The organism is Microvirga sp. HBU67558, from assembly GCF_018069605.1.
Classification (GTDB): domain Bacteria; phylum Pseudomonadota; class Alphaproteobacteria; order Rhizobiales; family Beijerinckiaceae; genus Microvirga; species Microvirga terrae.
Map to the genome: position 1 here is coordinate 1 of NZ_JAGPUP010000436.1, position 12,785 is coordinate 12,785.

Below are 12,785 nucleotides of genomic sequence, written 5' to 3' on the forward strand. Positions count from 1 at the left end.
ATCGTTCATGGGCATTCTCTGCCTTGCCGCTACACTCGATTGGATCAAGCGATGACACGCCCTAGAAGGCGTCGTTCCTTGCAATTCACTCTACGACCGGGACCAAAAGCGAAGGCATGAGGTCGGACAATGCAACTGAGTTCCGCGGCATGCATCCGTGACATGACACACCAGCCAATTCTGGTAAGGTGCCCATCCACAGGGGGCCTTGAGAAGTGACGACCAACTTTGAGGCGGATCTTGCCGCCATCGACCGGATCCAGGCTGTCCCAACCATTCTGGAAGTCATTTGCCGCACCACCGGTATGGGCTTCGCGGCGGTGGCTCGGGTGAGCGAGGACCGCTGGATTGCCTGTGCCGTGCGCGACAACATCCAGTTCGGCCTCCGGCCCGGCGGCGAGCTGAAGCTCGAGACCACGATCTGCCATGAGATCCGTCAGGCTGGGACAGAGGTGGTCATCGACCATGTGGCCGAGGATCCGACCTACTGTCGCCATCACACCCCTGCCATGTACGGCTTCCAAAGCTACATCTCGATGCCGGTTGTCCTTGCGGATGGCACCTTCTTCGGCACTCTGTGCGCCATTGATCCCCGTCCGGCACGGCTGAACAACCCTGAGACCATCGGCATGTTCAAGCTGTTCGCCGAGCTGATCGGCTTTCATCTGAGTGCCGGCGAGCGCCTGACCGCCAGTGAGGCTGACTTGGCCACGAGCGAGGCGGACCTTCTGGATGAGCGCAGGACCTCCGAGCTACGGGAGCAGTTCATCGCAGTGCTGGGCCACGACCTGCGCAATCCGCTCGCCTCGATCGATGCCGGAGCAAAGATGCTTCGACGAGAGTCTCTGAGCCCGGAGGGGAGCACCATCGTCGGCCTGATCCAGAACAGCGTCGGACGCATGGCCGAGTTGATCGACAATGTGCTCGACTTTGCCCATGGCCGCCTGGGAAGTGGCCTTACCCTGGAGCGGGACGCCCACGTACCGCTGGGAGAAGTGCTGGAGCAGGTCGTCGATGAGCTGCGGGCAGCCTGGCCCGAGCGGCGGATCGACACGCATTTGAATGTGACCAAGACTGTGAGCTGCGACCGTGCTCGCATGGCGCAGTTGCTGTCGAACCTGGTGGCGAACGCCCTGACCCACGGTGCGAGTGAAAAACCCATCGTGGTTCGTGCCGCAACCCTGGATGGTAGCTTCGAGCTCTCGGTCGCCAACCAGGGCGAGCCGATTCCCCCCGCTACCTTGAAGCGCCTGTTCCAACCCTTCTTCCGCGTGGCGGCGCGCCCGAGCCAGCAGGGACTAGGGCTGGGCCTCTACATTGCCTGCGAGATTGCCCGCGCTCATGGTGGATCACTCGATGTGACCTCCGATCAGGAAGAGACACGTTTTACTTTCAAGATGCCGCTCGTCCAGGGGTTCTGAGGAACTCGTCCGGCTCGTGGGTGTGCGACAAGGGAATGTCCGCACAGGGTCACCCTCTGCCAATCCCCTGACTTCAGGAACGTCCGGTGTTCCTCGCGAGAGCAGACTTTGGGTCTACTTCCGAGAGGTGCCACGAACAGACCTTCATGCCATAGCCGATTGAACGAAGTTGGCATCTCGCACCTTCCATCGAGAGTGCCAGATCGCCGACAGAATTTGCGGTGAAGCCAGTTCCTCAGCCTTCTTCGGCAGAGCCGATCTTCGTGCGGTTCCGTCCTTCGGCCTTGGCGGTGTACAGGGCCCGATCCGCTCGGCGGAGGATCGAACTGCGGTCATCGTCCGGCAGGGCCTCTGCCACACCTGCACTGAAGGTAGAAGGCAGTTCGAGCCCATTGTGCTTCAGCGTCGCCGCAGGAAAGCCGTCCCGAATGCGCTCGATAATTCGCACGGCATGGTCAAGCCGAACCTCGGGCAGCAGCAGCAGGAACTCCTCCCCGCCCGTCCGACCCAGGTGATCCTGCGCCCGCACCCTCGCTTGGCAGGACCGTGCAAAATGCTCGAGGACCGCATCACCCGCCTCGTGCCCATGCGTATCGTTGATGACTTTGAAGTGATCAATGTCGAGCACGGCGATGCATAACCCAGCTCCGGTTGCCTCGCTGGCGGCGAGGACTGCATCAAGCAGCCCCAGGATATGGCGGTGGTTTGGCAATCCTGTGAGCTGATCGGTCTGGGATGCTTTGAGCGCCGCCTCATGGGCTTGACGCAAGGACTTCTCATTGTTCTTCAAGGCCGTGATGTCAGCCCCCACGGACAGGATCCAGCCGTTCGGAAGGATCGTATGATCAATCCAAAACCAGCGGCCGTCGACCAGATCGGTCTCGAAGGACTTACGAGGCACACACCGTCGCCGGGCCAGGGTCCTGGCCAGGAAGGCCTCGACATCCCCGTCATCGATCCGCACACCAAGTCCGTTTCTGTGCGCGTGGCGGGTGATGTCGGCGAAGGTGAAAGGACCCTCATAGTTGCGCAAGAACATGCCCCAATACGTCTTGTTGGCGTAGCGCAGGTTGTCCTCGGCATCGAAGATGGACACGGCCTGCCCGCTTTCAGTGAGAGCTTCCACAAGGCAGCGAAGGGCTTCGTCGTCGCGATCGATAGAGAAGGAGGTCATTGAATCCTGCGGTTGGAACGACAGGTGCAATCGCCACTCATGACGGATCCGTTCCTGCCCTGCCGTCGGCGGCATTCAGCGGCACATGCATGGTGCACACGATGCCTGCGGGTTCATACGACAGACGAACACTGCCACCGAGATCCTGCGCCAGACCCCGTTCGATCAGGCGCGTGCCGAAGCCGCGGCGGGTCGGAGGCGCCACGGGTGGCCCATTGCTTTCCTGCCACCGGAGGGCGACGCGAGGCATGCTATCCAGGGTCACCGCCCAGACGATGGTGACAGACCCAGCCGGTATCGAGAGAGCCCCGTACTTCGCGGCATTCGTGGCAAGCTCGTGAACCGCCATGGCAATCGTCAGCGCCTGTGGTGGGCTCAGGCGCAACCGGGGTCCCTCGATCCCGAACCGCCCCGGGTTCCCGCGCGCGTAGGGCTCGACCACCTCGTCGATGATCTGCCGGATTTCCGCGCCTTCCCAGTTCTCGCGGGTCAGCACGTCGTGAGCCCGTGCCAGAGCGAACAGGCGATCCTCGAAGGATTGAAGCTTCGGCCGGCTTTCCTCCCCGAGTTGCCGCAGGCTCTGGGCTGCCATGGCTTGCACCGTGGCCAGCGTGTTCTTCACCCGGTGGTTCAGCTCGTTGATCAGCAGCCGCTGGTGTTCCTCCCAGCGCTTGCGCTCGGTGATGTCGAACGCGATCCCTGTTGCCTTGATCTGCGGGGCACCGTCAGCCGCAGCCTTGACCTCCAGCTCGGCGCGGACGAGCAACCAATGATGCGAGCCGTCGGGCCAGATGACCTCGAGTTCGCCCTCGGCATTGCGGTCCCCACGCGCGAGCGCCGCAGCCGCAGCCGCCCGGAGGCCTTCCCGCGCTCCTGGGGCGTAGCGCGACCTGATGTCCTCAGTGCTCGGGGCTGCATCCGCCGGGAAGCCCAGCAGAAGGTTCAGTTCAGGCGAGATGGTGATGGTGTTGGTGCGGGTGTCGCTCTGCCAGACAGCCATTCGCCCCGCATCCAGAGCCAGTCTTAGGCGGGCCTCGCTCGCGCGCAGCGCCACTTCAGCCTCATGGCGTGCGGTAAGGTCGACCGTGACCGCGAGCAGAGTCTCGGACTGTCCCTCCGCCCGGCTCAGGCGCGTGATGCTGCTGTTGGCCCAGACAAGGGTGCCATCCGGCCGCAGGTAACGCTTGTCCAGCGACACGGGCCCTCCCGTCTCCAGGGCCTCTGCGACGGCCCTTCGGCTCGGCGGAATGTCAGCGGCAGCGGTCACGTCCAGGATCCCGAGCCCAAGCAATTCCTCGCGGGAGCGGCCAAGAAGACGGCACAACTCATCGTTCACGCGCAGGAAGTGCCCATCGAGGCTGACCTCGGACAAGCCAGCGGCGGCTTGATCAAAGATGGAGGCCAGGCGGGCCTCGCTCTCTTGCCGCGCCGCGTCGATCCGCTTCTTTCTAGTCAAGTCGATGCACACCGCAACCATGGTGCGCGGCCTGCCGGCATCGTCGTAGACCGGTGACACTGCATTCCTGACCCAGACCGTTTGGCCATCTGGACGCAGGTAGCGCTTCTCGATCTCGAACGCCTCTCCAGTTTCGGGCACCCGCTGGAATTCACGAAGATTGGCGGGCAGATCCTCGGGATGAGTGAGGTCCTGCATCCGCAGGCCACCCAGAAGTTCCTCACGCGTGTGCCCGACGATTGTGCAGAACCGGTCGTTGACCCGCAGGAAGCGGCCCGAGAGGTCGCATTCCACGAGGCCCGCCGCGGCCTGGGCGAAGACCGCCGTGAGATGAGCCTCGCTCTCGCGCAGGGCAAGCTGGGAGCGAACGTGCTCGGTGACGTCATGCCCCTGGACGAAGATGCCCATAACCCGGCCTCGGGCATCCCTGATCGGCTGAAAGACGAAGTCGACGTAGCGGGTTTCCCGGGGAGCGCCGGCCTGCCTCTGGAGGCTGACCGCCCTCTGGTGCCCGACGTAAGGCGTTCCCGTGGCGTAGACCTCATCCAGGAGTTCGACAATGCCTTGTCCCGCAAGTTCCGGCAGCGCCTCGCGTACGGTCTTCCCGATCAGGTCGCGGTGCCCGATGTGGTCGAGATGGGCGGCATTCGCCATCTCGTAAACGTGATCGGGCCCCCTGAACATCGCCATGATGCCGGGAGCCTGCTCGAACATCTCGCGCAGGCGCTCGCCTTCCTGGGCCGTCCGTTGCTCGGCCAGCACCCGCTCGGTGGTCTCGACCACGATGGCGAGCACACCTCCGGGCCGCCCGCTCTCGTCGAGCACCGGGCTGTAGTCCAGGTTCATCCAGACCTGTTCGGGAACGCTGTTGCGGTGGAGCGTCAGTTCCTGGTCGCGGTAGGACAGCGTGCCGCCGGACAAGCCCACGCGCATGACGTTGGCATTGAATTCAGCGACCTCCGGCCAGCCTTCCAGCACCCCGGCGCCGAGCACGCGCGGGTGCCGCCCGGCGGCGAAGACCGTATAGGCATCGTTGTAGATCATGACCCCGTGCGGCCCCCAGAGCAGGACCATGGGAACCGGGGAGCGAAGCATGAGGCTGACCGTGGTCCGCAGGCTCTGCGGCCAGTCGGAGATCGGTCCAAGCCGAGTCCCGATCCAATCATGGACGCGGATGAGCGCACCCATCTCGCCCCCGCCCTCAAGGAAGTCCGAGCCTAGGGTGGAACCGCTATCGAGCATGGATGTCGCGCTTTTCTTTGCCGGACCGGCTACGCTTTGTCTCGATCTCGCTCTCACGCTCATCAAGCAAACGCAGGGCCGCACGCACGACCTCGCTGGCGCTGCGGTAGCGGCCGCTCCTCACCTTGGCGGCGATGAAGGCAGTCAGTTCAGGGGTGAGCGACGCGGTGATCGTGGATTTGGAGGGCATGGCAGGGAGGTGGGGTGAGAAAGGTTCTTACCCTGTAGCAGCGAACGTTAGGCTTCGCCATTAACCTATGTTGTTGGTCCACGCGCTGCGTCGTTCCTCCCCGGTCCCTGTCAGAGGGGCCGAATAGGGTTCCGAGTGCTTCAGGAGCGTCCGGTATTCGCCGTCAGAGCTGACCCTCGGTGCACTTCTGGGAAGTGCCAGAAAGAAGACGTTCATGCGATGCTACGATGGATTGCGTCGAAGCCAAGGTCCGTCAATTCGACTGTCCCGGCATCCGGCACGGTCACGTATCCAAGCTGCTTCAACTCGGAAACGGCCACGGCAACAACAGGATCTGTTCCGAAGTGTGCATCCAGCGTTGCCATTGTCATGCGTGCGCCGGGCTTTCGGTGGGTCTCACGAAAGAACCCGAGGATCTCGCAGGCCGTCTCGCTGAGCGGCATTATCGCCTCCATCGGATCGGCTCCCGCTATTCGGCCACATGCAGGCGGACCCTCGGATCGTGCGGGCGGTCCTTCGATCCTAAACGGCTCATTGCCGTATCGATCTCCTCCATGCTGTAAGCCATCGAGGGAGCAAGGTTCGTGATGTGATGGTCCCATTGCATTCGGCAGGCGATGTAAGCCTCGGCCCCGGCCTGCACGTCAACCGTGATTTCGATCCCCGCCTGCTGAAGCCGAAGCAGGGCATCACGGTAACGTGCTCGCCATCGGTCTCGGGTCTGCTGATCCGGGTCGGCCTCCCGGTCCGGTGCCCCATGGGGGAGAAAGGTGTCCTCCAAGGTGGTGACCAGCATCATCGACGCTTCCCACAGCTGCGCGACGGCTCCTGCCTCCTTCAGCCAGCCATCCTTTTGATCATTCAGGGCGCTCTTGATCAGGCTCACCGTGTCCAATGCGACCAGCGTGGAACGGGACACCGAGTGGTATGGGTCGCTGAAGCGGAAATAGAACAGCACCGGGTAGAAGTGATGTGCCTCCTTGGCTTGGGTCATCTCGACAGCGAGCTCCGACAGGTTCGTGTAGCCACCACTGAACTGCCCCTGAGGTCCGAGACGTGCCAGCAGTTCGGCGGCATCGCCTGTACACCCTGAGAGGAAATGGATATTCATGGCCAGCACGTTGCGCCGCTGAAGCGCTGTATAGACCTGCATCAGATAGGTCAGCGTCAGCGACATCACCGACATGCCGATCAGCGAGTTGAACAGGAAGAGCAGCCGCATCGGGCTCGTATGCGGAGTGAAGTCGCTGGCGCCGACAATCGCCATGCTGGTACCACCGGCATACATCGCGGTGACGAAGTCGGTGGGCGTTTCGCCATTGCTGGCGCGGATGGAGGTGCCGAGTTCCGGGTGCATGATCAACGCCGCCCCGAGCGTCAGCCCGAGAGCCCATACCCCAACCAGCAGCACGAGGATGACTGGACCGCAGAAGGACAGAGCCGCTCCTCGTCTGGAGCCGAAAACTGTCGAGCCTTTAACGAATGTAGTCCAGACCAGCCGCGCGATCCTGGAGCCAATGATGCTGGTGCCGATCCGGGCGTAGAGCACAGTCAGAAAGATATCGAGCAGGATGATCAGGATCAGCAGTATTCCAAGGCCCTGCTCCAGTCGCCCCATCATGCCAGACCTCCTGTTATCCTAACTGCTCCGTCAGGGTCGTTTGGGCTGCCCGGTCGACCCGGTCGCCTCCCCGTTCTGTGCGGGCTCGATGCGCCACAGCTGGGTTTCAAGGCGCGGACCACTCTCGGGCTTGAACCAGCTCATGTCCTGGATGCGGGAGCTGGTAACGTAGATCGTTCCGTCGGGTCCCTCGGAGAATGTATCGGGCCAGCGCAGCCGCTTGTCCTGGACAAGGGTGGTGATCCGATCCCCATCACGGAGCTTCACGGCATCCTGCTCAATCGCGCTCAGATAAAGCCGCCCCCGTCCATCGATCCAAAGGCCGTCCGTCGGCTCGGACTCGACGACACGCTCCACCCGAGCTTCGAGATCCTTCCCGGACAGACGTGGGTTCTCCAAGGCATCCGTCGAGACGCGATAGAGTGTCCGCCCGGTCAGGGCTTTCCAATAAAGCGTGCGACCATCGGGAGAGAGCGCGATGCTGTCGGCGGCAAATTCGACTCCGCGCCCGTCAGGCCGGCGCAACTCCTGCCCATCGGTCTTCACCACCACGTCCTTTTCCGGCTGGGTGCTCGGGTGGCCGTCAAGGACGCGTCGAGCCTTGCCGTTCTGTAGATCCGCAACAACGAGTGCACCCTTGGCCCCGGCATCGGTCAGGTAGGCATGCCGCCCATCCGGTGAAAACCGCACATCGTTCAGGTAGCTGCCCTGAGGCGCGACCGTCTCGTCGAAGCGGATCACCTGCGCAACCTTGTTCAATTTCAGGTCGATCCTGACGAGCTTGGGCCCACCCTGCACGACGGGTGCTGTAGCTGGCGCGGCAGGATCGACAACCCAGAGATTGCCGTGCGCATCGGCTACGACGCTCTGGACGCACACGAAGTGATCCCCGGCAGACATCTGGTTCTTCTTGGCATTGCGCCAGGAATTCCACTCGTCATCCGGGTAAGCTTTGATCTGGCCGTCGCGCGTTACCTCGGCCACCGAGATCGGTGCATCCTCCGTCCAACGCGGGAAGTTGACGAAGATCCGCCCATCCTTCGAAACGGTCACTCCGGTCACTTGGTGTTCAAAGCTGGCGACCTGCTGCAGTTGCGCCGGACCCTGCGATGGGGCTGCACTCTGCTGTGCCATGGATGTGGTGGCCAAGAGTGTCCCGAGAAGCAGGGTCACCGGTGAGAGCCTGAGCATGCTCGCCTCCATCGTGTGGCAATGATCGTGTGGGATACGGCCGCCCCCTCGCAGCGTGAACGCCGCTCGAACACAGCCGTATCGTCTCTAAGTCAATGGGAGCGTGCCCTCTCCTGCGGGGCACGATCGGACACTGCGGCGAGGGGTGGTGCGGCCCGCATGTCCGGAGGCACCTGGAAGTCCCTGGCGGCGCCTCGCGCCGTCTGGACACCCTGCGGGAAACCTGTCCGATTTCTGTAGGAACGTGGCCGGCCACGAGGGCGGCTGTGGCGGGCCGTGACCCCCTGCGCGCCAATGATGTCGAGCAGCGTCACTCCCAGCACCGCCGCAAGAGCAATTCCGACATTGTCGCGCTTCGGATTGTCATGCCGCATGGCTGTCATCAGGGTGGCGATGTCGAGCCCGTCTCCGGCGACGCGACTCCACAATCCCAGCTGCTTGTCTGGCGAGAGCGAGACGATGCCGTGCCCGAGTTCGCGGACGCCGTAGGCCCGCACGAGGGCCTCCTTGCCCTCCATTCCAAGCGCCCGGGTGATGCGCTCCGCCGCAATCAGCTCCACTAAGCCCAGGCCGATGCTATACCAACCCAGCGCTTTGGCGAGGCGATCAGCGGCCCCCAGCGAGCTGGGGCCGGAGCGGAGGACCTTCGGGTCGCCCTTGGACCGGGCAATGTTCGAGATGTAATAAGCCATGTCTTCTCTCTCCGGTCTTTAGGGCTTCAAAACCACCTTGATGCAGCTGTCCTGCTTGTCGCGGAACACCTTGTACATCTCGGGCCCCTCCTCGAGGCTCACGGTGTGGGTGATGACAAACGAAGGGTCGATCTGTCCTTCCTCGATGCGGCGCAGAAGGTCATCGGTCCACCGGTTGACGTGCGTCTGGCCGGTGCGAAGGGTTAGCCCCTTGTTCATCAGCTGACCCATTGGGATCTTATCGACCAATCCGCCATAGACACCGGGAATCGAAATCACTCCGGCCGGGCGGCAGACGTAGATCATCTCGCGCAACACGTGCGGCCGGTCGCTCTCGGCTCCCAGCATCTGCTTGGCGCGGTCGTAGACGGTATCCGGCATGGAGGGCGAGACATGGGCTTCCATGCCGATGCAGTCGATGCACTTTTCCGGGCCCTCGCCGCCGGTGAGCTCGTTCAGACGCTCGACTACACTCTCTTCATCGAAGTTGATCGTGATGGCGCCACCGGCTTCCGCCATTTCCAGGCGCTCCGGCAGATGATCGATGGCGATCACCTGCTTGGCGCCAAGAAGGACGGCGCTGCGGATCGCCATCTGGCCGACTGGGCCGCAGCCCCAGATCGCCACCGTGTCCGTCGGCTGGATGTCGCACTGGACGGCCGCCTGCCAGCCGGTCGGGAAGATGTCACCGAGGAAGAGAATCTTCTCGTCCGGAATTCCATCCGGCACCTTGATGTGGGTCGCATCGGCGAAGGGAACGCGCAGATATTCGGCCTGCCCTCCAGGATAGCCGCCGGTCAGATGCGTATAGCCGAACAGACCCGCGGTCGCGTGGCCGAACACCTTGTCGGCGAGATCCTTCTTGCGGTTGCTCCGCTGACAGACGGAGAAGTTGCCGCGCTTGCACTGATCGCACTCGCCACAGATGATCGTGAACGGGACAACGACGCGGTCCCCCTTCTTGAGCTTGCCCCTCGCTTCGGGCCCGACCTCGACGACCTCTCCCATCATCTCGTGCCCCATGATGTCGCCGGGCAGCATGGCTGGAATGAAATTATGGAACAGATGCAGGTCCGAGCCGCAGATGGCACAACTCGTCACCTTGATAATAGCGTCGCGCGGCTGCTCGATTTCGGGGTCAGTGACTGTGTCGCAGCGAATATCTTCCTTGCCGTGCCAAACGAGGGCTCGCATGCCTTCTTCCTCCTCTTGTCCAACGAAGATGCAGAGGGTCCTGCGTCCGGAACTCGTGACAGTACGGGCAGATCTCTGCGGGGATGGTCGTCAGGGGTCGTGGCTCATGAACGACTGCGCCGAGGGGAAGTGCTGCGGATGATCCCTGAGGGACATCCCGCTTTGTTTCGAATGGAGCGTGGTTCCCCCGCTCTGCCGATCTCTAATGAGGACAGCATTTTGAACGGGACATTCCTGCCGGACGGTCAGGCTTCGCGCGTGCCTTACCCCTGAGGCACCTTCGGCCCTGGGCTGGGCGACTGGAATCCCGCCGAGGTTGCGACCAGCACGGCTTGTGACAGGATCTGCACGCCAAGCCGCTGCATGACGTGGGCCCGATGTGTCTCTACCGTCCGAGGGCCAAGGCCGATGTCCCGTCCAATTTCCTTGTTGGTCTGGCCGGCCAACAAGCCTGCTTACGCTGCACCCATCACGGCCCGCTACACCGGATTGGCCCATGTGACGTGAAGACCCGTCCGCCCGAGGACAGGGTGCCCGGCAGCGGCAATCGGCGCACGCAACAGCCACAGCCGGCTGGATGCGCCGCCGAAGAAGGCCGCAGGTCAGTCGCGCTCCGCTGGGTTGCTTCGTTGGCGATGCGACCTCCCGAGTTGATGCGGGCGATGGCTGGTGCGCTGAGAGATGCTCGTGACGCTTCAGCCCCGCATTTCGGGCATGCGCATGGGTCCTGGAACCGCGCCATGGGCCGCATCGCAGTGAACGGCCCGCACCCTTGGCACTCGTAGTCGTAGATCGGCATGGCGCCCTCACGTTCGAGCTCGTTTGGCGAGATGGCACACAGGCCGAGCGCGTGACTGCCCGCCCGGCCCGGCCCGTCACGCAGCGGGCTTGAGAACCACCTTGGTCCAGCCGTCGTCGCGCGCGTCGAAGTGCTGGTAGGCGTTCGGTGCCTCACCCAGCGGCAGCTCATGCGAGATGATGAAGGACGGCTTCGCGCGACCCGTCGAGATGAGGTCTCGCAGCTGCCGGTTATACGCCTTCACGTTGCACTGGCCGGTGCCGATCGTCTGACCCTTGAACCAGAAGAGACCGTAATCGAAAACGATCTCGCCCTGCTTGTAGAGCGGGTCCTGCGGAGCCGGATCCTGGGGCACATAGACGCCGACCACGCCGATGCCGCCGGTGAACTTCACTGACCTTACCAAGTCGTTCATGATCATGTTGGGGTGCTCGTGCCCCCCCGGGTCGTGGGCCTGGTAGCCGACGCACTCGCAGCCGCGGTCGGCGCCGATGCCGTTCGTTAAAGCAAGGACCTGGTCCACCGGGGAGCCCTTGGAATCATCAATGGGCAAGGCCCCAATCGAGCCTGCGAGGCGCAGGCGGTCGGGATGGCGGTCGACGACCATGACCATGCAGGCGCCCTTGATCATCGCGGAGTGGGCAGCCATGAGGCCGACCGGCCCGGCCCCGTAGATGACGACCGACTCGCCGGGACGCAATCCTGCAAGTTCGGTGACGTGCCAACCGGTTGGGAAGATGTCGGCCAGCATCACATAGTCGTTTTGTCGCTCCTCTGCGTCCGGTGGCAACTTCAGGCAGTTGTAGTCGCCGTAGGGGACGCGAAGAAGGTCGGCTTGGCCGCCCCGATACGGTCCCATATCGGCGAAGCCGTACGCGGCGCCGGCCATGTTCGGCACGACGCTTCGATCCGCCGTGGTCAGGCAGAACGCGCTCAAGCCGCGCTCGCAGTTCTTGCAGAACCCGCAGCCGATGTTGAAGGGGATGGCGACCCAGTCCCCAACCTTCACCCGATCGACCGCGTCGCCCACTTCGGCCACCTGACCGAGGTTCTCGTGCCCGAACACGCCGCCGCGCGGGAAGTCGGTCCGGCCCTCATACATGTGCAGGTCGGAGCCGCAGATGTTGGTGCTCGTGATCCGCACCAGAACGTCGGTCGGCCTCTCGATCCGCGCATCGGGCACGTCCTGTACCGCAACATCGCGCGGCCCGTTATAGACAACTGCTCTCATCGTGTTCTCCCAACCTGAAGCTGCATGCTCGATAGGCGCGGCTCGTCATCTTGTTGATGGCGTCACGGGGATGGTCGTCAGGGCTCGTGGCTCATGAACGACCGCGCTGAGGGGAAGTGCTGCGGATGATCCCTGAGGGGCATCACGCTCTGTTTTGATGCAGCGCAGTTGTCTCGCTTTGCCCACCTCCAGCGAGGACAGGATCTTGAGCGTGCATTCGTGACAGATGATCAGGTTTCGGGCGTGTCTGACCCTTGAGGCACATCCAGCCCTGGGCTGGGCGACTGGAACCCCGCAGAGGTTGCGACCAGCAGGGCTTATGACAGGGTCTCTACCGTCCGAGGGCTGAGGCCGACGGGTTCGGCAGCGTGAGCGAGGAAGACGGACATGGCCAGGAGGGCCGCCGAGCAGGGCCAACGGGGATCGCCTGGAAGAGTGCATGAGGATCTCCCAATGCGGGGCCGGAACCGGCATCTCCCGTCAGGTTCGCGAGAGCCAGTGCCAAGGCATAGGCGTCGAATGGCTTCTCCCAAGTCGCGACGTCTCGATACTCGGCCGGCAGGGAAGCTTGGCT

The 12,785-nt window shown here is 63.2% G+C and carries 13 protein-coding genes; 1 reads left to right on the plus strand and 12 read right to left on the minus strand.

Features of this window, described 5'->3' with window-relative positions:
- The first annotated feature begins 215 nt into the window (after window positions 1–215).
- Complete coding sequence (locus tag KBI52_RS04735) at window positions 216–1,421, plus strand: GAF domain-containing sensor histidine kinase (RefSeq protein WP_210805726.1); 1,206 nt, start codon at window positions 216–218, stop codon at window positions 1,419–1,421.
- A 235-nt stretch (window positions 1,422–1,656) separates the two neighbouring features.
- Here KBI52_RS04735 and KBI52_RS04740 read toward each other — a convergent pair whose 3' ends face one another.
- The 12 genes from KBI52_RS04740 to KBI52_RS04795 form a co-directional block, all read right to left on the minus strand.
- Window positions 1,657–2,595: a sensor domain-containing diguanylate cyclase gene (locus tag KBI52_RS04740; protein ID WP_210805728.1), complete on the minus strand. Its 939-nt coding sequence runs from the start codon at window positions 2,593–2,595 to the stop codon at window positions 1,657–1,659.
- A gap of 37 nt (window positions 2,596–2,632) precedes the next feature.
- A complete protein-coding gene (locus KBI52_RS04745; RefSeq protein WP_210805730.1) occupies window positions 2,633–5,293 on the minus strand; it encodes a PAS domain S-box protein in 2,661 nt (886 codons plus the stop codon).
- Window positions 5,283–5,483 carry a type II toxin-antitoxin system ParD family antitoxin gene (locus tag KBI52_RS04750; protein ID WP_173947307.1) on the minus strand — a complete coding sequence of 67 codons (201 nt, stop codon included), beginning with the start codon at window positions 5,481–5,483 and terminating at the stop codon, window positions 5,283–5,285. The genes KBI52_RS04745 and KBI52_RS04750 overlap by 11 nt, the downstream gene beginning before the upstream one ends.
- Window positions 5,484–5,695: 212 nt before the next feature.
- Window positions 5,696–5,926, minus strand: a complete 231-nt coding sequence (locus KBI52_RS04755; protein ID WP_210805732.1) for a hypothetical protein — start codon at window positions 5,924–5,926, stop codon at window positions 5,696–5,698.
- 26 nt (window positions 5,927–5,952) lie between these two features.
- Window positions 5,953–7,104, minus strand: a complete 1,152-nt coding sequence (locus KBI52_RS04760) for a potassium channel family protein (protein WP_210805734.1) — start codon at window positions 7,102–7,104, stop codon at window positions 5,953–5,955.
- A gap of 30 nt (window positions 7,105–7,134) precedes the next feature.
- Complete coding sequence (locus KBI52_RS04765) at window positions 7,135–8,295, minus strand: SMP-30/gluconolactonase/LRE family protein (protein WP_247654186.1); 1,161 nt, start codon at window positions 8,293–8,295, stop codon at window positions 7,135–7,137.
- 92 nt (window positions 8,296–8,387) lie between these two features.
- On the minus strand, window positions 8,388–8,987 hold the full coding sequence (locus KBI52_RS04770) for a hypothetical protein (RefSeq protein ID WP_173947303.1): 600 nt from the start codon (window positions 8,985–8,987) through the stop codon (window positions 8,388–8,390).
- Window positions 8,988–9,005: 18 nt separating this feature from the next.
- The gene (locus KBI52_RS04775; protein ID WP_173947302.1) at window positions 9,006–10,181 is read right to left on the minus strand and encodes a zinc-dependent alcohol dehydrogenase; all 1,176 of its coding nucleotides are present in this window, start codon (window positions 10,179–10,181) and stop codon (window positions 9,006–9,008) included.
- A 263-nt stretch (window positions 10,182–10,444) separates the two neighbouring features.
- Complete coding sequence (locus KBI52_RS04780; protein ID WP_210805738.1) at window positions 10,445–10,630, minus strand: LuxR C-terminal-related transcriptional regulator; 186 nt, start codon at window positions 10,628–10,630, stop codon at window positions 10,445–10,447.
- A 20-nt stretch (window positions 10,631–10,650) separates the two neighbouring features.
- Entirely contained in the window at window positions 10,651–11,151 is a 501-nt protein-coding gene (locus KBI52_RS04785) for a zinc ribbon domain-containing protein (protein WP_371823111.1), read from the minus strand.
- Window positions 11,057–12,211, minus strand: coding sequence for a glutathione-independent formaldehyde dehydrogenase (locus KBI52_RS04790; protein WP_210805742.1), 1,155 nt, complete (start codon window positions 12,209–12,211; stop codon window positions 11,057–11,059). The genes KBI52_RS04785 and KBI52_RS04790 overlap by 95 nt, the downstream gene beginning before the upstream one ends.
- A 331-nt stretch (window positions 12,212–12,542) precedes the next feature.
- Window positions 12,543–12,785, minus strand: a 243-nt coding sequence (locus KBI52_RS04795; RefSeq protein WP_210805744.1) for a hypothetical protein, incomplete at its 5' end; no start/stop codon positions are given.

Excerpts from the sequence above, each read along its gene's own strand:
- KBI52_RS04740 (WP_210805728.1), bottom strand. The coding sequence starts at position 2,595 with ATGACCTCCTTCTCTATCGATCGCGACGACGAAGCCCTTCGCTGCCTT.
- KBI52_RS04745 (WP_210805730.1), bottom strand. The coding sequence starts at position 5,293 with ATGCTCGATAGCGGTTCCACCCTAGGCTCGGACTTCCTTGAGGGCGGG.
- KBI52_RS04750 (WP_173947307.1), bottom strand. The coding sequence starts at position 5,483 with ATGCCCTCCAAATCCACGATCACCGCGTCGCTCACCCCTGAACTGACT.
- KBI52_RS04755 (WP_210805732.1), bottom strand. The coding sequence starts at position 5,926 with ATGCCGCTCAGCGAGACGGCCTGCGAGATCCTCGGGTTCTTTCGTGAG.
- KBI52_RS04760 (WP_210805734.1), bottom strand. The coding sequence starts at position 7,104 with ATGATGGGGCGACTGGAGCAGGGCCTTGGAATACTGCTGATCCTGATC.
- KBI52_RS04765 (WP_247654186.1), bottom strand. The coding sequence starts at position 8,295 with ATGCTCAGGCTCTCACCGGTGACCCTGCTTCTCGGGACACTCTTGGCC.
- KBI52_RS04770 (WP_173947303.1), bottom strand. The coding sequence starts at position 8,987 with ATGGCTTATTACATCTCGAACATTGCCCGGTCCAAGGGCGACCCGAAG.
- KBI52_RS04775 (WP_173947302.1), bottom strand. The coding sequence starts at position 10,181 with ATGCGAGCCCTCGTTTGGCACGGCAAGGAAGATATTCGCTGCGACACA.
- KBI52_RS04785 (WP_371823111.1), bottom strand. The coding sequence starts at position 11,151 with ATGAGCTGCCGCTGGGTGAGGCACCGAACGCCTACCAGCACTTCGACG.
- KBI52_RS04790 (WP_210805742.1), bottom strand. The coding sequence starts at position 12,211 with ATGAGAGCAGTTGTCTATAACGGGCCGCGCGATGTTGCGGTACAGGAC.